A 20166-nucleotide genomic window follows, 5' to 3' on the forward strand; every position below is an offset into this window, starting at 1 on the left:
CCTCCCTTATGAATAACGAATTCTGGGATCCAGGAATGCATACAGGACATCGACGGCCAAATTCGTCAGCAATATGGTGCCTCCCATAAATAATACGCAGCCATTGAGCACCGAATAATCCCTCTGCACGATGGAATCAAACACCAGCTGCCCCATTCCCGGCAGTGAAAAAATCGACTCGACAATGACGGCACCGCCCAGCAATGTTCCCATTTGCAGACCGATGATAGTAATGACCGGAAGAACCGCATTACGCAGCGCATGCCGCAGCAGAACGACTCTTTGCCGCAACCCTTTGGCCCTGGCGACTTGAATATAAACCTGGTTCAACACCTCCAGCATTTCTCCCCGCAGCATCCTCGATTCCATAGCCGATAACGGAAGCGATAAGACGAACACCGGAATAATAAGATGGATCAGATTATCTCCGACTCCTTCCGACAAGGGGCACCCACCCTAAGGATGGGAGCCACTGTACGGTAACGGATAACAGGAACACCAGAATCAACGATAACCAGAAGGTAGGCACTGCCGCTCCGGCCAGCGCCAGGAGCCGGCTGAAATGGTCGATCCAGGAATTCGGTCTTTTGGCGGACAAAATTCCTAACGGCAATGCGATACAGAGGGATAGCAGGATAGCCAGGAGCGCGAGCTCCAGCGTGACCGGAATTCTCGTTGCAATCAGATCGAGTGACCGGCTGGCCGCCAAATAGCGAGTTGCCAAAGTCGCCGTGGATCGTTTTCGCCAGGTAGCGGAAAAATTGAACCGTCAACGGTTGATCCAGCCCCAATTTGGCTTCCAATAATTTGACGTTTTCCTCGCTTGCCTCTTGCCCCAGAATGGTGTATGCAGGATTACCGGGGGTTAAATGGATCAAGCTGAAGGTAAAAATAATCAAGATAAGGGCTACAGGAATAAAGGAAAGCAGCCGCCGAGAGATGTAGCTAACCATAGACGAACCTCCCTATTTACTGATGGTAGTCTTGTAAAACCGGAGCAATTGGTCAGGATATACTTCAAATCCCTGCACTTTCTCGTTCCAGACATCGACAACCGGCTGGTAGCCTGTGAAAATAAACGGCGCATCTTCAATTAGAATAGAAGAAACCTGGGAATAGATTTTTTTCCTTTCGTCATTCGACTCCAGCTCACGCGCTTGCTGCAGCAGTTTATCCACCTCCGGATTGCTGTATTTGCCGCGATTGAACGGAGCGTCGGTCACGGCAAAGGCATAGCTGTTTTGATCGGGATCGATCATCCCGCTCCAGCCGCCCCCGGCAACCTCGAAATCTCCGGCGATGGTCCGTTTCGTAATTGCGGACGAATCCAGCGCCTCAATTTTCATCGTGATTCCCGCTTTGGCGAATTGGCTTTGATACAGCTGGCTCAGCTGCATGCTTTGCGGGTCATTGGCGCTTAGGTAAGTAAAGGAGAAGCCGTCGGGTTTGCCGGCAAGCTTCAGCTCCTCTTTGGCCTTATCGATGGAATAAGGCACTTTGATCGCCGGATCGTTCGCCCAGCCGGCTGTGGAGAAGAACGAATAACCGGGAACGAATTTGCCGAAATAAATAATTTGATTGATTTCATCGCGGTTGATCGCGTAGTTCATCGCCCTGCGGATGTGAACATCCTGGAACATCGGCTTGGTCAAATTCATATAGATCCTTGAATAGCCAAAGGAAGTGCGGCTTCCAAGCTTTAGCCCTTTCGTTTTCTCCACCTTGGGAATGTCTTGAAAAGGAATCGAATCGACGAGATCGACCTGGCCCGAAATCAGCGCATTCAGCTTTTGCGATTGATTGATGATCGGCTTAAACTCGATTTCATCGAGCTTGGGATAGTCTTTATTCCAATAATTAGGGTTTTTCTTGATGGTCAGATGATCGTTCTTATTCCATTCTACGAATTCGAAGGGTCCTGTTCCTACAGGATGCATATCGTATTGGTCGCCATATTTCTTTCTTGCAGTAGGCGATGAGATCAATCCGGTACGGTCGCTTAACGTAGCCAGGAACGGAGTGAACGGCGTTTTCAATTTGACTACAAGCGTATAGGGATCCGGGGCCGAAAGCTCTTGTACCAGCACAAGATCAGAGCTGCGGGGCGAGGCGTTCGCTTTGTCCATAATCCAGTTCCAGTTATCGATTACTGCTTGCGCATTAAAATCTGTGCCGTCGTGGAATTTAACGCCTTGTCGAAGCTCGAACGTATAGGTTTTCCCATCATCGCTAATATTCCATTTGGCAGCCAAACCCGGGACCAGCTTGCCGTCAGGCGTGACCATAATGAGGTCGTCGTAAATGTTGTTGTACAATTCCTCATCAATAAGCAGCGTCGATTTGGCAGGGTCCAAAGTACCGAAATCGGTAACGATCCCCACTCTCAGCTTTCCGCCTGAAGGGCTTTCCGCGGCCGCTGCGGAAGAAGCTGCGCCCTGCGGTGCCGAGGTTGAAGGAGCCGCCGTATTGCTGCAAGCAGACACCATAGCTACCAAGATTGAAGCAGTCAATGCCGGGATTAAAGCCCTCTTTTTAAAATCCACTCTCTTGTTCATACAAATCCTCCTTTTGAAAGATCATTCGTATTGGGTCGTGAATCGAAAGCCGTATGCTTCATTTTGTGCTTGAGACCTGCTTGAGACGCTGCCTCCTGGTCCGTTAAACCGTGAATCCGTTCCTTTCTGCTGATTAGTGCGACATCTCCCCCTCTTCTTTTTTTGTGTAACTATTAGTTACATGTATGTAACATGTAATTTACTTATCCCTATCTTATCTGGAATTTACAAACTCGTAAATAATTGATTTTTGATTTTTACATCCATTTCTTGAATGTAAGCGCATTGAAAATGTATATTATGTTATAATAACTTACATTTAATTGAGTGTAGGGGGAATAAATATGACAATGGATCAAATTTTGACCTTTTTGGCCGTATATCATGCCGGGAGCTATCAGAAGGCGGCCGAGCATCTGTATTTGCCGCAGTCGACCGTTTCGAATCGGATTAAGCAGCTGGAACGCGAATTAAGTAAAAGCCTATTCATCCGCAGCAAGGCCGGTATTCGGCTGACCGACGAAGGTCAAGCTTTTCTTCCATACGCCCATAATGCCGTCAACTCGATTGAGGAAGGACGGCTGGCCGTCAAGCAGCTGAAAAGAGGACTTTCAGGCATTCTGACCGTCGCCTGCAATCATTCGTTTACCAGCGCCCTGCTGCCCCGCATACTGAAGGAATTCGGGAGTCTTTTTCCCGATGTCTCGTTCCGTGCGCTTGGCTGTACTACAAGAGATCAGGTCCGCAAAATGAACAATAACGAGCTGCGGCTTTGCATCAGCAGGTATTCCTTAAACGTCCCTTCCCTTACGTTCGAAAGCATTTTTGAGGAAGACGTGCGGTTAATCGTCTCGAAATGCCATCCCTTAGCCAGGATGCCGTTTGTTACAATGGAACAAATCGTCCAGGAAACCTTCATCTCCTACGAGTCCGACACGCTCTACCGCAAAAGGCTGGAACTGACGCTCGGGCAATTAAATGTGAATCATGAGATTAAGAATGAAAGCAACAGCCTGCCGCTGATTACCCATTGGATCAAGGAAGGCTGCGGAGTATTCCTGTCGGGCGCGCTGCTGTTTCGGGAAGAATTGCTTCGGGGCGAGCTGGCTGCAATTCCGATTCAGAACAATCCTTTTCCTCCGGACAAAGTCTTCTTAATTTATAAGAACGGCAATTTAACACACCTGGAGCTGCTGTTTGCGCAGCATTTAAAGCAGATCATGACTGACGATGCGGAGTGCGCTTCCGGTGCAAATGCTTAAAGGGAACACGTTATCCCGCTGAAAAAAAGATGCGCCTTCTCAAGCTAGTAACCTCAAGTAAAGATACTACTGTTCAGTTAAGCAAGTAAGAAACATTTCACTTCTTACAATTATCCATATCCTTCTATATAATTAAATTCTAACTTTTAAAGGAGGAATGAAGTGTGAGCATTCAACAGATCACCGATTACACGGTATTGAATAACGGAGTACATATGCCCTGGCTTGGACTGGGCGTCTTTCAAGTAGCGGATGGAGATGAGGTGATCCGTTCGGTCCAATATGCATTGGAAGCGGGATACCGGTCGATCGATACGGCTGCAGGCTACCGGAATGAAGCCGGTGTGGGCGCTGCCATTCAGCAGAGCGGCATCCCGAGAGAGCAGCTGTTCATTACGACAAAGCTGGCCAACAGCGACCAAGGGTACGAATCTACGCTGCGCGCCTTCGAGGAAAGCCGCCGCAAGCTTGGCCTGGAATATATCGACCTCTATCTGATTCACTGGCCCGGAAAAGATAAATACAAAGATACCTGGAGAGCCTTTGAAAAATTGCAAAAGGACGGGTACATACGTTCGATCGGGGTCAGCAACTTCCAGATCCATCATTTGGAAAGCCTGAAACAGGACAGCGACACGATTCCAGCGGTCAATCAGGTGGAGTTTCACCCTCTGCTGAACCAGCAGGAGCTTCGCCAATACTGCAAGCGCGGAGGCATCCAGCTGGAAGCCTGGACCCCGATCATGAAGGGGAACCTGGATCTGCCGCAGTTAACGGAGCTGGCTGCCAAGCACGGCAAAACGCCAGCACAGATCGTTCTGCGCTGGGATTTACAGCACGGCGTCGTCACCATTCCTAAATCGGTCCGTCAAGAGCGCATTCAAGAAAATGCCGGCATTTTCGACTTTACGCTTTCGGATGAGGATATGAAATTGATCGACCAGATGAATCAGAATCACCGGTTTGGTCCCGACCCGGATCAGCTGCTATTTTAACGGCTGATTTGCCTAACGGCAATTCGGATGAAAGATCGGAGCGGAGAACGGCCATTATCATTTGCCCCTATTGGAGTGACGGATATGCAAAGACGCGTTTTGAGCGAAGAGGATATTGAGCAGTTTGTGGAAAAAGGCTATGTGCGCGTGCCCGGCGCCTTCTCGAAGCAGGATGCGGAGCTGGCGCGGCAATTTTTGTGGGACCAGCTGGAGGAGAAAGCCGGTGTGCTTCGCGACGACAGCTCCACTTGGCGCAAGCCCATGGTCCGGCTGAATGAAACGTATCGCACGCCGGATTTTGACCGCTGCAACACCAGCCGGTTTGCCGATGCGATCGAAGATTTGCTCGGCGGCGGCATGACGGCGAACCGTTATGTGTATGGTGAATCGGACGACCTCCCCTCCTGGGGCTGGTGGCCGGTAAATTTTAGCGAAAATGCAGATACCGCTTGGACCGTGCCCACATCCGGCTGGCATTGGGACGGCATTCAGTTCCGCCACTATCTCGATGCGCCGGATCAAGGCTTGCTCTGCCTGTGCTTGTTCTCCGATATTCAAGCTCACCAAGGCGGGGGTACGCTCGTGGTTGAAGGCTCGCATCGAACCGTGGCTCGCCTGCTCGCCCGTTACCCTGACGGCGTAGAGCTGAAAGAAGGGATAGCGGAATTGTTCGAGCATCATCCCTATTTTGCCGAACTGACGGGCCATACAGAAGGAGCTGGGGATGCGGCCGATCGAATAGGTCGCTTTATGCACAGCATTTACGAGGATGAGACGGGCGACCGGCTGCGCGTAGTCGAAACGTCCGGCGAAGCCGGGGATGTTTTCTTATGCCATCCGTTCCTGGTTCATGCCGCTTCGCCGAATCATAGCGGGGTCCCCCGCTTTATGTGCAACCGGACCGCCTCCCTGAAGGACCGTATTGCAATTAGAAAGACGCCGGCTGCTGAAGAAACTCCTCTCGAACGGAGCATCCGGTTATCGTTAAGCAGATTATAGCAGCTAAGCATTACATTAAAATCCAGTTTGACGCACAAGCGATTTGAAACAGTAAGGTTGAAAGGTCATCCTGTTTCATGGATGCAGAAGAAAGGTGTACATGACATCATGGAGTTAGCTCAACGTAAGATTAAGAATGAATCTGTTCGTCAATCTTCTCCCCTGTCCTTAATCTCTTTAACTATGGGAGCTTTTGCGATTGGTATGACGGAATTTGTTATCATGGGGCTGCTGCCCAATGTTGCCGAGGATTTGCATGTCAGCATTTCGGCAGCCGGGCAGCTCATTACCATGTACGCTCTTGGGGTGGCCGTTGGCGCGCCTATCCTGACGGTGCTTACCCATAAAATTCCGCAAAAGAAATTATTATGCCTGCTGATGGTGCTATTCATCATCGGCAACGTTATCTCTGTTATCGCTCCGAATTATGCCGTGCTGATGGGAGCCCGGTTGATCACCGCATTGACGCACGGTACCTTTTTCGGTGTCGGGGCTGTCATTGCCTCCAGCCTGGTTGCTCCCGACAAGCGGGCCGGAGCCGTTTCCATAATGATGAGCGGCCTCACTATAGCCAATATTATCGGCGTTCCGCTGGGGCACCTTTATTGGGCAGCATTTAGGCTGGCGCGCTTCCTTCGGTACGATTGCATTGATGGGTGCCGTGACATGGATCGGCATCGCGATCTTCGTTCCGCACATTCGGCAAGAAAAAGCAGCAAGCATAGTTCAGCAGATTACCGCCCTGTTCAGCCCGAAACTTCTTGTATTTCTGCTGATCGCGGTGCTGGGCAATGCCGGCTTGTTCGCCGTGTTCACCTACATTACCCCGCTGCTGGTTCAAATCACCGGCTTTGCCGAACACAGCGTCACCTGGATTCTGGTCTTGTTCGGCTGCGGCGTAACCGCCGGTAATATCATCGGCGGGAAGCTTGCGGATTGGAAACTGATGCCATCCATACTGGGCATCTACTTTACCATCTGCATCCTGCTGACGTTGTTTACTTTTACCGTTCACAGTCCTGTTGCGGCCGTTATAACTATTTTCCTGTGGGGAGCCGCGTCATTTGCCGTATTCCCCGGGATGCAGGTGCGCATCATGAGTCTGGCCAAGTCAGCGCCGGCACTTGCCTCCACCACCAGCCATTCTGCCGGTAATTTGGGCAATGCGTCCGGCGCTTTCATCGGCGGCTCGGTCATTACACATCTGTCCATCACAGCCCTCCCTTGGGTCGGTGCTCTGCTTGTAGGACTTGCGCTGATTTTAGGCGCTGCCTGCTATGCCGCAGAACGGAAGTCTGCGGCAGCTTCCGCATAGCCAACCGTTTTCAGGCGCTGCATGGCGTTATCGACGCTTGCTGTAAACTGTAAAGCGGATCGGTTGAAACTCGCGCAGCATCAACCGCAAAAAGCCCCGGCTTCTCCTTATCGAAGCCGGGGCTTTACGTTTTCAGGTCAAATTCATTAATAACTTACTTTCTCGCTCTGCTGATCCGGTCTACCGCCTGCAGCTCTTCCTGCGTAAGCCGTTCAGGCAAATGCTTGATCGCATCACCGATCTGTTCCGGCCGGGATACTCCCATAATCGCCGAGGTGATAACAGGATTGCTCAGCACCCAGCCCAATGCAAATTGAGCCAAGGTTCATCCCCGTTCGTCCGCCAGCTTCTGCAGTCCGGCAACAATCTCAAATGTCCCCTCTTCTTCCATCAACAGCTGCAGCCGCTTCTCTCCCTTGGCACCGCGCGTCCCCTCGGGAGCCTGCTCGCCGAACCGGTATTTGCCGGTCAGCAGGCCGCGTCCAAGCGGACTGTATACGATAACGCCGACCTTTTCGCTCGCGCAAAAAGGAAGCAGCTCGTTCTCGATTTCTCTCGCCAGTATACTGTACTGCGGTTGAACGCTTTCATAACGATGAAGCTTGTTCAGCGCGCTGATTCCATGAGCTTTGGCGATCTGCCAAGCGGCATAGTTGGAGCAGCCGATGTAACGCACTTTTCCTTGACGAACAAGATCGCTCAGCGCCTCCAGCGTTTCTTCAAGCGGCGTCTCCTCATCGAACCGGTGCACTTGGTACAAGTCGATATAATCGGTCTGCAGCCGGCGCAGCGAATTTTCAACGGCACGCATAATATGGTATCGGCTCTGGCCGCTGTCATTGGTCCCGGTTCCGACTTTCCCATGCACTTTGGTAGCAAGCACGACCCGGTCCCGCTTCCCTTCCTGCTTAAACCATTCTCCGATAATCGTTTCGGATTCCCCGGATTGAGTCGGATCACCAATATCCATACCGCGGCCGTAAACGTCAGCCGTATCAAACAAGTTCATGCCGCTATCCAAAGCGGCGTCCATTACGCGAAATGACTGGTCTTTCTCAATCCACCTCCCGAAAGCCATGCATCCCAAGCTAACCTCAGGTACTTTCAATCCGGTTCTGCCAAGCGCCCGATATTGCATTTCCTGTTCACTCCCCGTCCGTAATTTTTGGTACTTGCTGGTTGATACATTTCTCTTGGATGCTGCACATTCCTGCTATTTCTATTATAAAGGGGCTTGTCCGGCACAACAAGAAATGAGAAAAAGGTGCGTTAGTTTCCACAACGTAACCCTTCCCCTACTTTTATTCGGCGTAAGCGCTTAAATGAGCTGTGCAATTATACAGCTCGCACGTCCAGATGCTCCCTTTTTTATTTATAATCGTAATGGAAGTATTGTTTAATAATGTTTCTACATTTTGTGCGGGAATCAGTTTTCTCAGGCTGTTGCGCAGGATCGCTCCGTGACTTACGATTAAAATATTCGCCCCCTCCCATTGATCCGCAATTTCATCGATACATTCACTTCCTCTTACCATGCCTTCTTCTACGGTTTCGATTCCGAGCTTTTGTTGTCTCCAGTCGGCCCCCCATCTTTGTACACGTTCCTCTTCCGTCGTTCCTTCCGTTAATCCCCGACTCATTTCGCGTAGTCTTTCATCCAATTCAATAGATGCTATTCCCAGCTGTTCATTCAAAATTTCAGCGGTTTGCCGCGCTCTCAGCAGGTCGCTTGAAAAAAATTTATCCCATTGCTGACCGCTTAGACGGCGGGCTAATGCCCGAGCCTGTCTTATTCCGTCCTCATCCAGCGGATTATTCGAATGCCCTTGAGACCGCTTTTCTTTATTCCAGCTTGTGCTTCCGTGCCTGATTAACCCAATTTTCGCCATGTGTAATCCCCTTTTTCATGCTTAGAAATCAGAAAGTTCACAGCTTTACCTAAAAATACTACGGAAATGATTCTCTTTCTCCCCTGCGATCAAAATAATCAATTCAATAATACCATATTTTAGGCGCTTACTGACCCTCGGAAAGTTTACGGCGGAATTCGAGGTATCTCACAAGTCATGCAAATAAAAAACTACAGACTCCCTGATGGGCCGTCTGTAGTTTATATCGCTTCCCACAAAATATGAATGTCGACGTTACAGATTCAAGCTGCTCATTGATTCCTTTCCATATCGTTCCCCGTTCGCGGCACCTTTCGGAGCGATCTTGTCGATTTGTAACAAATCGTCGTCCGTCAAGGTCACATTCAGCGCGCCGACGTTCTCCTCCAGGTAAGCCATTCGCTTGGTACCCGGGATCGGAACGATATCCTTTCCCAGTGCCAACAGCCAGGCGAGAGCCAATTGAGACGGCTCACATCCTTTTTCAGCGGCCAAAGCTCGAACAAGCTGCACCAGCTGCAAATTTTTATCGAAATTTTCTCCTTGAAATCTTGGAAGAAATCTGCGGAAATCGTCTTCCGCAAGGCTCCTCGAATGTTTGAATCTGTCCTGTCAGGAAGCCTCGTCCCAAGGGGCTGTATGGCACGAATCCAATGCCGAGCTCGCGGCAAACCGGCAGTATTTCATCCTCGACATCCCGGCTCCATAAGGAATATTCCGTCTGGAGCGCACTGATCGGATGGACGGCATATGCCCGGCGAATGGTCGAGGCCGCGGCTTCAGACATACCGATATAACGTATTTTCCCTTCGCGCACAAGCTCAGCCATCGCCCCGATCGTTTCTTCAATCGGCGTGCTTGGTCCACCCTATGCTGATAATACAGGTCGATGCAGTCGACCCCAAGACGCTTCAGGCTGGCTTCGCAAGCAGCTTTTACATACTCCGGTCGGCCATTGACGCCCAGGAACTCACCGCCCAACCCCCGTACACTCCCAAACTTCGTTGCAAGGATGACTTCGTCACGGCGCCCTTTAATCGCCTTGCCGACAAGCTCCTCGTTCTTTCCAACGCCGTACATATCGGCTGTATCGAGAAAGGTTACTCCTAACTCCAACGCCCGATGTATCGTACGGATCGATTCCTGCTCGTCCCGTCCGCTGTAAAAATCGGACATCCCCATGCAGCCGAGACCGATGGCCGATACCTCCAGCCCATGGCTTCCAAGCTTTCTTGTGTTCATATGATCGCCTCTGCTCTCTTAAATTGTCCATCCGATGATGGATATACATATAGGATAGCCGTTAGAGTTTTATCGAAGTCAAGCCAATGCCAAGCGCATTAAAAAAGCCAGAAAACCGCCTTATTTCCCTGGTTTATCTGACTTTTCCATCATAAATTCAAGCATTTGACCTTAGGTTCGCTTAGAGTACACTCTAACCCTGTAAACTATCCCGGAAGATAGGCATCCACAGGCTCCACCCTGATTTTGTCCCCCTCCGTCTTATAGCAGACATCTATCACATGGCCCTTCTGAAACCGGGGAATATGAATCACAGGTATAAAAGTGCGGGTAACCGCTTGGAACACTTGGCCATTCTCTCCGGTTACTGTCAAATCCAGCAGCACACCCGGCCGGCCATCCATACTGGAGGAAGTTTCACGGATATCGTTAATCGTCGCTTTCGCCGGAATCCCCTCATTCACAACGCCTTCTCTCTGCCGCAGCTCCGTCCGCTGTGCCCGAACCAGCCTTAGGACGGTTACTGTCGTAATAGTACCTGTAATTAAACTAAACATAACGACAAGAAGAACAATCATTCCAGTATTCATAGCAATCCTCCTGCTCCTGACTGATTGTGGGCCGCCCCTTCTAAATCAACAAAGGGGGATTTGTTGCGAATTAGCAGCCCCCCTTTATCTTACCACTTGGAGGAAAATGCTGACAATTCAATCCTGCCGTTCGATAGAATGCAAAAAAAACGAAGTGCATCTTCAAGATACACTTCGTCCATATAAAATATAAATTATTCGTTATTCCAAGCAGCCGTTTAGGAGTGGAAGTCCTGTCCTGAGCGAACTTCCTTGACATAGCCGGCGCGGATGACGAAATCCCCGAAATGCTCGCCTTCCCGCCGCTCCTTCGCGTATTGGGTAATAATCGGCTGCAGCGATTCCAGAATCTCGGTCTCGCCAATATTTTCCTTGTACAGCTTATTCAACCGGTTGCCGGCAAAGCCGCCGCCCAAATACATATTGTATTTGCCGGGTGCCTTGCCGATGAACGAGATTTCGGCCAGCATCGGGCGGGCACAGCCATTCGGGCAGCCCGTCATACGGATGACGATATCGTCTTCGCGCAAACCGGCATCGTTCAGCATCGGTTCGATTTTATCCAGCAATTCAGGCAAATACCGCTCCGCCTCCGCCATCGCCATCCCGCAGGTTGGCAAAGCTACGCAGGCCATGGAGTTTCTTTGCAATGCCGTATGATGAACTCCATCGGATAGACCGTACTCTTTAATCAAATCTTCAATCTTTTTCTTCTTCTGGCTGCTAATATTGCCGATAACCAGGTTCTGGTTCGGAGTCAGGCGGAAATCGCCGTTATGAACCTTGGCAACCTCTCTCAGTCCAGTCATCAGAAGATAGTCGCCCTCGTCTTTCACGCGGCCGTTTTGGATAAAGAGCGTGTAATGCCATTTGCCGTTGCTCCCTTTCACCCAGCCGTAACGGTCGCCGTTGTGCTCAAAATAATAAGGACGCGCCGCTTCCAGCTTCCAGCCCAGACGCTCGCTTAATTCATTGATGAACCAGTCGATGCCGCGGTCGTCAATCGTATATTTAAAGCGCGCATGCTTGCGGACAGCGCGGTCGCCGTAGTCCCGCTGGATCGTAACGGTCTTCTCAGCGACCTCGATGACCTGCTCCGGCGTACAGAACCCAATAACCTGAGCAACTTGAGGGTACGTCAACGGATCGCCGTGAGTCATGCCCATGCCGCCGCCGACAGACACGTTGAAGCCTTTCAGCTCTCCCTCTTCGATGATGGCGATAAAACCGAGATCCTGCGAGAATACGTCCACATCGTTGGATGGCGGAACCGCCATACCGATTTTAAATTTACGAGGCAAATATACTTTTCCATAGATCGGCTCTTGCTCTTCTTCGCCGTCCTGGCTGTCCACGACTTTCTCTCCGTCAAGCCAAATCTCATGATAGGCGCGAGTCCGCGGATCCAGATGGCTGCTGATTTTGGTAGCCCACTCGTACACCTTGGCATGAACCTCGGATTGATACGGATTCGGGTTACACATGACGTTACGGTTTACGTCGCCGCAAGCGGCAAGCGTGCTGAGAAGCGCTTCATTCACTTCCTGAATCGTCTTTTTCATATTCCATTTGAGCACGCCGTGCAGCTGGAAGGATTGACGGGTTGTCAGCCGGATCGTTCCATTTGCGTATTTTTGCGCGATACGGTCCATCATCAGCCACTGCTCCGGTGTGACGACCCCGCCGGCCGCGCGCACGCGAAGCATAAATTGATAAGCAGGCTCCAGCTTCTGCTTGTGGCGCTCGTTGCGAAGATCCCTGTCGTCCTGCATATAGCTGCCGTGGAACTTCATAAGCCGGTTCTCGTCTTCAGGGATCGAAGCGGTAATGACGTCCTTCAGCGTATCCGCCAGGTTCCCCCGAAGGTAATTCGTTCTGCGTTTAATATCCTCAACGTCGCTATGCGGCGCACTGTTCGGTGAAAGTAAATTGTTGTCCGACATACTGATTTCTCCTCTCGATATCTCCGGGAATCCTGCTTAGTAAACATCCCGCTGATAACGTTTTTGCTGTTGCATACGGGTCAAATATTCTGCCGCTTCGTCCGGACTGAAGCCGCCCTCTTGTTCGAGGATGGTCAGCAAAGTCTGATGGACATCGTGCGCCATCTTCTTCTCGTCGCCACACACATAGATGCTGGCGCCTTCTTGCAGCCACTGATACAGCTCCTTGCTCTTCTCCAGCATCCGGTGCTGAACGTAAACCTTCTGGTCCGTATCGCGGGAGAACGCTACATCCATACGGGTCAAGACGCCTTCTTTAAGCCAACGCTGCCATTCGATCTGGTACAGGAAGTCGGTCGTAAAGTGCTGGTCTCCGTAGAACAGCCATGTTTTTCCTTCCGCTCCGATCTCTTCCCTCTCGCCCAAGAAAGCTCTGAACGGCGCAACGCCCGTTCCCGGTCCGATCATAATGATTGGGGTTTCCGGATTCTCGGGAAGCTTGAAGTTCGGATTCTGCTGAATGTATACCGGCAGCTTGTCGCCTGCTTGAACGCGTTCGGCAAGCTGAACCGAGCACACGCCGTACCGCTCCCTGCCTCTTGCCTCATAACGCACCGCACGGACGGTAACGTGCACTTCATCCGGCGCAGCTTTCGGGCTGCTGGAAATGGAATACAGACGGGCAGGCATTTTCCGCAGGATCGGCACAAACTCGGATGCAGGAACCCCTTTAAGCGAATAGTCCTGAACCAGGTCCAGCAAATCGCGTTCCTTAATATATGCTTTAAGCTCAGCTTCACGGCCGCTCTCCAACAGCTCTTTGAGTCCGCTGTTCGATGTCAGCTTGGCCGCCTGCTCCAGCAGCGGTTTGGTCAATACGGTAATTTCATAATAGCGAAGCAGCGCTTCCTGCACTGTAGCCGTGCCGCCATTTTTATTTATCGCTACAAGCTCATCCGCCTTCCAGCCCATGGCGTCAATCAGCTCGTTTACAAGCGTCGGGTGGTTCTCCGGGTAGATGCCCAAGCAGTCGCCCGGTTCATATTGCAGGCTGGAGCCTTCAAGCGACAGCTCAATATGACGGGTTTCCCGTCCGAGCCGCGGCCGTTCAAATTAAGATTTTCCAAGACTTCCGCCTGGAACGGATTCGTTCTGGAAAATTCGGACGCTTCTCCGCTCTCCACTGCTGCTACAGATTGGCTAGGAGCTGCCGCAGAGCCGGAAGCAGTACCCAGAGAACTCAGGACGCGGTTCATCCATTCCGCCGCCGATTCGTCAAAGTCCACATCACAGTCGACTCGGTCTACGATGCGCTTGCCGCCCAGCTCCTCCAGACGCTGATCGAAGTCCTTGCCGGTCTTACAGAAGAACTCATAGGAGGTATCGCCCAGCGCAAGCACGGAAAACTGCAAGCCGTCCAATTTCGGCGCCCGCTTGCTGTGCAGAAATTCATAGAATGGAAGCGCATTATCCGGCGGATCGCCCTCGCCATGCGTGCTGACCACGATAAGCAGGTTCTGAACCTTTTTCAATGTATTCGTTTTAAAATCGCTCATCGAGGAAAGCGTTACCTGGAAGCCTTGATCCTCAAGCTTTTTGGACACTTTCTTCGCTAAGCCTTGACTTTTACCGGTCTGAGAGCCGAACAGCACGGTTACTTCTTTCGACACGGGCGCAGCGTTCACGGCAGCGGCCGCCGGCGGTGCCGCAGTGACAGCTCCCGCGGCTGCAGCTCCGTGAAGAGCTGTAAGATAACCGCTCAGCCAAATCCGCTGCGTTTCCGTTAATGTAGGCAGAAGGCGATTAAGCAGCTCTGCTTGCTCCTGATTAAAAGGACTGTTTGTTACTTGAAGTTCCAACGATATCCACCCCACATAGCATGTAATGATACTAATTCCTAGTATACGTATCTCATTAATTTTTTTACTATATTGAACCTAACACAGCAGAACCGGGAGGTCAATTAGAATGACCTTATAAGATCTATAAGTTATCCTGATAAAAAGGCATTTTTCAACACTTTTATTTAAAAAAATACTTTTTTCATGAAAATTCAATAAAAATACACAATTTCTGCTATAATCAACTTAACATAATATATGAGTGAATTATGAGGAGCTGCATATGAAACTTTTTAAATTTCGATCGGCCAAAACCGCCGAACAAAACGGGAGACCGGTATCATTGAGCGCTTCACCCTCGTCATACCAATCTCTTTTTGACCTGAATCCGGACCTGGTGTTCTCTCTTGATTCGGAAGGGCGTCTTGTCGAGGCCAATACAGCTTTTACCCGTATATTGGGCTATACCTCTGATGATTTGAATCCGGAATTCATGGAGCAGTTGATGCCTGCAGATCAATTTAATCAAGTGAAAAATTACCTCCATCATACATTAAACGGTGCACCGCAAAGCTTCGAAGCTGTCGTCAGACACAAGCAGGGTCATTACGTTGAACTAAGCATGACGACAATCCCCCATAGCGAGAACAACCAGATTACAGGCATATACGGAATAGCGAAAGATATTACGGAACGAAGAAAGCTTGAGCAGCGGTATCAATCGCTGTTTAAAAACTCGATTAATGCCACCTTTGTATTGGATGTACACGGAAATGTTCTCGACGTCAATGAAGCAGCCATTCGAATGACAGGCTATGCTAGGCACGAGCAAATAAGCTTTACCCAATTTTTCAGCGCGGAAGACCTGGAAGCGACAATGAAGTACCACGAAAAGGTCACTTCAAGGCGAGTCCGTTTCAATCGAACTCCCGCTTCGGCACAAGGACGGTCACGTCATAGATGTCTTATGCTCGATTGCCCCGGTCATTTTTCAAGATAAAGTGGTGGGAATCATCGGTATGGGTATGGACAGGTCGGAGGAGAAAACGGCAAAGCGGCTGCTGGAGGAACGCACGCAGAGGTATCAGTCTTTATTTAAGCAAAATATGGTGGCCATCTCCTATTTCGACCTTGAGGGCCGTTTTTTAGATTGCAACGATGCCCTGCAAACTGTATTAGGCTATTCCAAAGAAGAGCTGGTCCGCGCCGGGTTCAATCACCTCATCCGTCAGGAAGACCTCGACAAACAATGGCATTATTTTCACAAAGCCGCCCAAGGCGAGCCCCAAAGCTATGACCTTACCTGTATTCATAAAAATGGACATGCCGTTGAGCTGCGCGTGACCAAGCTTCCTATTAAAGTCGATCATCAAATTATCGGCGTTCATTCCATTGCCAAGGACATTACCGTACGCAAGCAAGCCGAAAGAGCGTTAATCGAAGCAGAGGACAAATACCGCAGTCTTGTCGAGAAATCCCTTGTCGGGGTGTATATTATCCAGAATCATACAATCGTCTATGCCAATCCTTATCTGGTAAAATTGCTCGGTTATCAAGAAGCGACGATCGGGCTCCAAGTATGGGATGTCATCCATCCGGAAGATCGGCTCATGGTTGAGAACAATATCAGAAGCATACCGAACGAGCATGAAGGGATCCATCATCAGTTCCGGGTGATTAAGCAGGACAGGTTCGATTATCGATGTAGAGCTGCTCTCCAACAGAATTATGTACCAAGGGCAGCCTGCCGTAATAGGTACCGTGCTGGATATTACGAAAAGAAAACAGGTTGAGGAGCTAAACGCTTATTTAGCTTATCACGATTCGTTGACGGATCTGCCGAACAGACGCATGTTTGAAAAAAAGCTTGAGGAATTGCTCGCTGTTGCGCGGGCCTGCCGACAAAAATTAGCCGTCATGTACCTGGACATGGACCGGTTTAAATATGTGAACGATTCGTTAGGACATAAAATCGGGGATCAGCTGCTCAATATGATCTCGGGCCGTCTGCAGCATTGCGTCAGGCAAAATGATTTTATCGCCAGGATGGGCGGCGACGAGTTTACCATTGTCCTTCCCGATATCCAATCTACGGAGAGCGCCGTAAACGTTGCCCGGAGAATTATCGAAACGCTGAACGAGCCCTTTATTATAGAAGATTATGAATTATATATCACGACGAGCGTGGGAATCAGTGTTTATCCGAATGACGGCGAAGATTCCGAATCTCTTATGAAGTTTGCCGATTCGGCTCTGTACCGTGCGAAGGATCTGGGGAAAAATAACTTTCAGGTATTCACCTCGTCCATGAATGTCCAAACCTACAAAATTTTTATTCTGGAAAAAGATCTCCGCAAGGCGATCCAAAGAAACGAACTGGAGTTGTATTACCAGCCGAAGGTTAAAGCGTTAACGGGAGAGATCGTAGGAGCGGAGGCCTTAATCCGCTGGAACCATCCCGAATGGGGGCTGATCACGCCTAACGAGTTTCTGTCATTAGCCGAAGAAACCGGCTTAATCACCGCCATAAGCACATGGGTGAAACGAACGGTGTGCCATCAGAATAAACAATGGCAGGAAGCAGGCCTTCCATGTATCCCTATCTCCGTTAACGTGTCTGCCAAACGGTTTTTGTATAAAGAAATGGTCAGCTCCATTAAGAATGTGCTGCATGATACGGGATTGGATCCCTCTTATCTTGAAATTGAGATTACGGAAGACTCCTTATTGGAGCATGAAGAAGTGGTCACGTCCATCCTGAATGAATTAAAAGAGCTTGGGGTCGGCATTTCTCTTGACGATTTCGGAACCGGTTATTCCTCTCTCTCCTATTTAAAAAGGTTTAAACAAAAAATCAATACGCTTAAAATCGACAAGTCTTTTATTCAGGATTTATATCAAGACAGCGAAGACAATGCCATTATTGCCGCCATCATTCAATTAGCCCATCAGATGAACATGTCGGTTGTTGCGGAGGGCGTTGAGACCGAAGAACAGCTGCATCTCTTAAAGCATCTCAAATGCGAGCTTATCCAAGGCTATCTATTCAGCAAGCCCGTCCCGGCCGGGGAATTCGCCAAGCTGCTGCGCAAGGGCACATTGGCACCTGCCGCCAATCCTGCTAATGGACAGCAGGTAGTGATGGAGAATCAGCGGAAATATTTCCGCATCACGCTTTACTTCCCTCTGAGCGCCACGATGACCGTGGTCAAAATTAAAGGCAAAAGCATAGAGCTTGGCAAATCGGAGGTACTGATCGAAGATATCGGCATAGGCGGAATCAGGTTTATTTCAAATATCAAGCTGGCGGTGCATCCGGACATTGTGCTGGAGATCGAGACGACCCTTCTCGGTAAGGCGGTCAAAATGTGCGGGGCCATCGTATGGCTAAGAGAACAGCAGTCAGGTGTATTTCAATATGGATTGGAATTTTATATGCACGAAAATGAACGCACCGCCATGACCCGCCTGCTTAATGATTTGGCGATTCAGTTAAGGAAGAGCCTCCTGGTTCCGGGGTGCAGCTTTATTACAACGGATAAAGCCCAGCATTTAAGCGCGTTCTCGGCGAAAGGAAATAAACATTAAGGCTCCGGTGGAATTCATTTAAGGTTTAACGGTTATTCAAAAGATCGGAAGAAGCTGGAATGGCCTCTTCGAGCTTGTCGGGACACCCTGAATTTGGGTGATACTCCGGTGGGGTATCTTCCTCCAGCCGCTGTTGAAATCCGTGAATTTGATTAGATTTGAAGGCATTTTCACGAATTTCAAAGGCGGACGTAAACTCTTCCAGAAGATACCCCACCTGCGTTGGTTCGCATGGTTCACTTAATGTGGCTTTCTCGACAGCCTGGAAGAGACTGGAACAACCTATTCCTTTTTTTACCACAATAGAAAATTCAAGTCTGTTACAGCATCGGCGCAGTAAAGATACTGCCTTCTGTCGTTCCCCCTCTCCCCTGCCCTTTGCCATCCCATACAGCACTTAATTTCACACGGAAGAATCAAATGGTAGTAATTTGAAAATAATACACCAATAGCCTAGAAATCGTTGTTTGAAGGTGGAACCCGTGCAGCAGTTAAATGAAAATGCATTGCTTTCAGGTAATTTGTTTCAAGATGAGGCCCGGTTCCGGGCTATATTCGATCGGTGCGATGACATCGTTTTTCGCAGCTTCCTTATGTTCGACAATGTCGAAGGTCTCGCCGTCTTCATGGATGGTATGGTAGATGAACAACGGATCGATACCGAGCTGCTGAAGCCGTTGATGTCATGCAGCCAACCGGAACCATCCTGGCTTCAAGACAATGACCTGATGTCCTGGCTGTGCTGCAAGGTGCTTTCATCGGAGAAGGTTGACATTGTCACACGGTTTGATCAGGCCGTGGAAGCCTTGTTAAGCGGCGCCATGTTCCTCTTGGTTCATGGGTCGCCGGGAGCGCTCGCCATCGGTATAGCCTCATTCAAAACGAGATCGGTCGAGGAACCGGCAACGGAACCGGTTATCAGGGGCCCGCGAGACGGATTTATCGAAAGCCTGCAGGTTAATCTCACGCTGATTCGCCGAAGATTAAAAACGCCGCAGCTGAAAAGCGAATTTCTTCAGGCCGGTCTTCTCTCCAGGACACAGCTGGCGATCATGTACATAGACGGCATCGTACGGCCCGATCTGGTGAACGAAGTGAAATCCAGAATCAGGAAAACCCAATTGAGCACCGTGCTGGAAAGCGGTTATATCGAAGAGCTGATTGCCGATAACCGCTATTCCATTTTTCCGCAGGTCATGACAACCGAGCGCCCGGACCGGGCGGCAGCTGCGCTCGCAGAAGGCAGGGTCGTTATTATGGTAGATAATACTCCGTTTTCTCTCGTGGCGCCGGCCAGTTTCTTTGAGATGCTGCAATCTTCCGAGGATTACAATCAAAATTACATGATTGCGACGGCGACCCGCTGGCTCCGCTTGTGGCTATCCTTCAGTGCCCTTGTCTTTCCATCCTTATATATTGCCATTACGACGATGCATCAGGAAATGCTGCCGGAAAGCCTTCTGCTCAGTATCGCCGCTTCGAGGGAAGCCGTGCCGTTTCCGGCCATTGTGGAAGCTTTTATTATGGAGCTTGCCTTCGAAGGCTTGAGAGAAGCGGGAATCCGCCTGCCTCGGCCCGTAGGTCAAGCGATAAGTATTGTCGGAGCGCTCGTGATCGGACAAGCCGCCGTGCAAGCGGGACTTGTATCGGCTTCACTCGTTATCGTCGTCTCTTTCACGGGGATCGCTTCGTTTATTTTCCCGTCATACAGCCAAGGCTTGTCCATCCGTTTTCTGCGCTTTCCTTTGATGATCGTCGCTGGCACCTTAGGATTGTATGGTATTTTGATTGCCTTGCTCGGATTACTTGTCCACTTATCGAAATTAAGAACTTTTGGCGAGCCTTATTTCGCTCCGTTCTCTCCTATAGACCTTAAAAGCTTAAGGGATGCCATCCTTCGCATACCTTGGTGGAAGCGAGCCAAATAGCCGCGTCCCCGTCGGAGCA

At 50.0% G+C, this 20166-nt stretch carries 14 protein-coding genes and 5 pseudogenes; 8 read left to right on the top strand and 11 right to left on the bottom strand.

What is annotated here, in order from left to right; translation table 11 throughout:
- Nucleotides 1-6: 6 nt before the first annotated feature.
- The 4 genes and pseudogenes from ACHHV8_RS15860 to ACHHV8_RS15875 all read right to left on the bottom strand — a co-directional run bounded on the left by ACHHV8_RS15860 (nt 7) and on the right by ACHHV8_RS15875 (nt 2555).
- Complete coding sequence (locus tag ACHHV8_RS15860; protein WP_395159510.1) at nt 7-444, bottom strand: ABC transporter permease; 438 nt, start codon at nt 442-444, stop codon at nt 7-9.
- Nucleotides 422-724, bottom strand: a complete 303-nt coding sequence (locus ACHHV8_RS15865; RefSeq protein ID WP_395163528.1) for an ABC transporter permease subunit — start codon at nt 722-724, stop codon at nt 422-424. The genes ACHHV8_RS15860 and ACHHV8_RS15865 overlap by 23 nt, the downstream gene beginning before the upstream one ends.
- A 16-nt stretch (nt 725-740) precedes the next feature.
- Nucleotides 741-953, bottom strand: a pseudogene (locus ACHHV8_RS15870) (peptide ABC transporter permease); the annotation flags it as partial.
- A gap of 12 nt (nt 954-965) precedes the next feature.
- The gene (locus tag ACHHV8_RS15875; RefSeq protein ID WP_395159512.1) at nt 966-2555 is read right to left on the bottom strand and encodes an ABC transporter substrate-binding protein; all 1590 of its coding nucleotides are present in this window, start codon (nt 2553-2555) and stop codon (nt 966-968) included.
- Between the two features lie 344 nt (nt 2556-2899).
- Here ACHHV8_RS15875 and ACHHV8_RS15880 point away from each other — a divergent pair, with 344 nt between their 5' ends.
- From ACHHV8_RS15880 to ACHHV8_RS15895, 4 genes and pseudogenes are all read left to right on the top strand, one after another.
- On the top strand, nt 2900-3817 hold the full coding sequence (locus ACHHV8_RS15880; protein ID WP_395159514.1) for a LysR family transcriptional regulator: 918 nt from the start codon (nt 2900-2902) through the stop codon (nt 3815-3817).
- A gap of 215 nt (nt 3818-4032) precedes the next feature.
- Nucleotides 4033-4812, top strand: a complete 780-nt coding sequence (locus tag ACHHV8_RS15885; protein ID WP_395163529.1) for an aldo/keto reductase — start codon at nt 4033-4035, stop codon at nt 4810-4812.
- Between the two features lie 84 nt (nt 4813-4896).
- A complete protein-coding gene (locus ACHHV8_RS15890; RefSeq protein ID WP_395159516.1) occupies nt 4897-5811 on the top strand; it encodes a phytanoyl-CoA dioxygenase family protein in 915 nt (304 codons plus the stop codon).
- A gap of 108 nt (nt 5812-5919) precedes the next feature.
- Nucleotides 5920-7126: pseudogene (locus ACHHV8_RS15895) on the top strand (MFS transporter).
- A gap of 154 nt (nt 7127-7280) precedes the next feature.
- Here ACHHV8_RS15895 and ACHHV8_RS15900 read toward each other — a convergent pair.
- The 6 genes and pseudogenes from ACHHV8_RS15900 to ACHHV8_RS15925 form a co-directional block, all read right to left on the bottom strand.
- A pseudogene (locus ACHHV8_RS15900) lies at nt 7281-8264 on the bottom strand (aldo/keto reductase).
- Between the two features lie 163 nt (nt 8265-8427).
- On the bottom strand, nt 8428-9015 hold the full coding sequence (locus tag ACHHV8_RS15905; RefSeq protein ID WP_395159518.1) for a histidine phosphatase family protein: 588 nt from the start codon (nt 9013-9015) through the stop codon (nt 8428-8430).
- Nucleotides 9016-9270: 255 nt separating this feature from the next.
- Nucleotides 9271-10257, bottom strand: a pseudogene (locus ACHHV8_RS15910) (aldo/keto reductase).
- A 206-nt stretch (nt 10258-10463) separates the two neighbouring features.
- The gene (locus tag ACHHV8_RS15915; protein WP_395159520.1) at nt 10464-10847 is read right to left on the bottom strand and encodes a hypothetical protein; all 384 of its coding nucleotides are present in this window, start codon (nt 10845-10847) and stop codon (nt 10464-10466) included.
- A gap of 218 nt (nt 10848-11065) precedes the next feature.
- Nucleotides 11066-12790, bottom strand: coding sequence for an assimilatory sulfite reductase (NADPH) hemoprotein subunit (cysI, locus tag ACHHV8_RS15920; RefSeq protein ID WP_395159522.1), 1725 nt, complete (start codon nt 12788-12790; stop codon nt 11066-11068).
- A 36-nt stretch (nt 12791-12826) separates the two neighbouring features.
- Nucleotides 12827-14649, bottom strand: a pseudogene (locus tag ACHHV8_RS15925) (assimilatory sulfite reductase (NADPH) flavoprotein subunit).
- Between the two features lie 265 nt (nt 14650-14914).
- On the opposite strand from ACHHV8_RS15925, the gene ACHHV8_RS15930 reads away from it, so the two are divergent.
- Genes ACHHV8_RS15930 through ACHHV8_RS15940 form a run of 3 tightly spaced genes read left to right on the top strand, consistent with a single transcriptional unit; the run spans nt 14915 to nt 18219 of the window.
- Nucleotides 14915-15631, top strand: coding sequence for a PAS domain-containing protein (locus tag ACHHV8_RS15930; protein ID WP_395159524.1), 717 nt, complete (start codon nt 14915-14917; stop codon nt 15629-15631).
- 19 nt (nt 15632-15650) lie between these two features.
- The gene (locus ACHHV8_RS15935; protein WP_395159526.1) at nt 15651-16424 is read left to right on the top strand and encodes a PAS domain-containing protein; all 774 of its coding nucleotides are present in this window, start codon (nt 15651-15653) and stop codon (nt 16422-16424) included.
- Nucleotides 16360-18219 carry an EAL domain-containing protein gene (locus tag ACHHV8_RS15940; protein WP_395159528.1) on the top strand — a complete coding sequence of 620 codons (1860 nt, stop codon included), beginning with the start codon at nt 16360-16362 and terminating at the stop codon, nt 18217-18219. The genes ACHHV8_RS15935 and ACHHV8_RS15940 overlap by 65 nt, the downstream gene beginning before the upstream one ends.
- Nucleotides 18220-18244: 25 nt before the next feature.
- Here the strand turns inward: ACHHV8_RS15940 and ACHHV8_RS15945 are convergent, their stop codons facing one another.
- Entirely contained in the window at nt 18245-18604 is a 360-nt protein-coding gene (locus tag ACHHV8_RS15945) for a hypothetical protein (RefSeq protein WP_395159530.1), read from the bottom strand.
- A 97-nt stretch (nt 18605-18701) separates the two neighbouring features.
- On the opposite strand from ACHHV8_RS15945, the gene ACHHV8_RS15950 reads away from it, so the two are divergent.
- Nucleotides 18702-20147, top strand: a complete 1446-nt coding sequence (locus ACHHV8_RS15950; RefSeq protein ID WP_395159532.1) for a spore germination protein — start codon at nt 18702-18704, stop codon at nt 20145-20147.
- Nucleotides 20148-20166: the final 19 nt, after the last annotated feature.

The organism is Paenibacillus sp. TAB_01, from assembly GCF_043945595.1.
GTDB lineage: Bacteria > Bacillota > Bacilli > Paenibacillales > NBRC-103111 > Paenibacillus_S.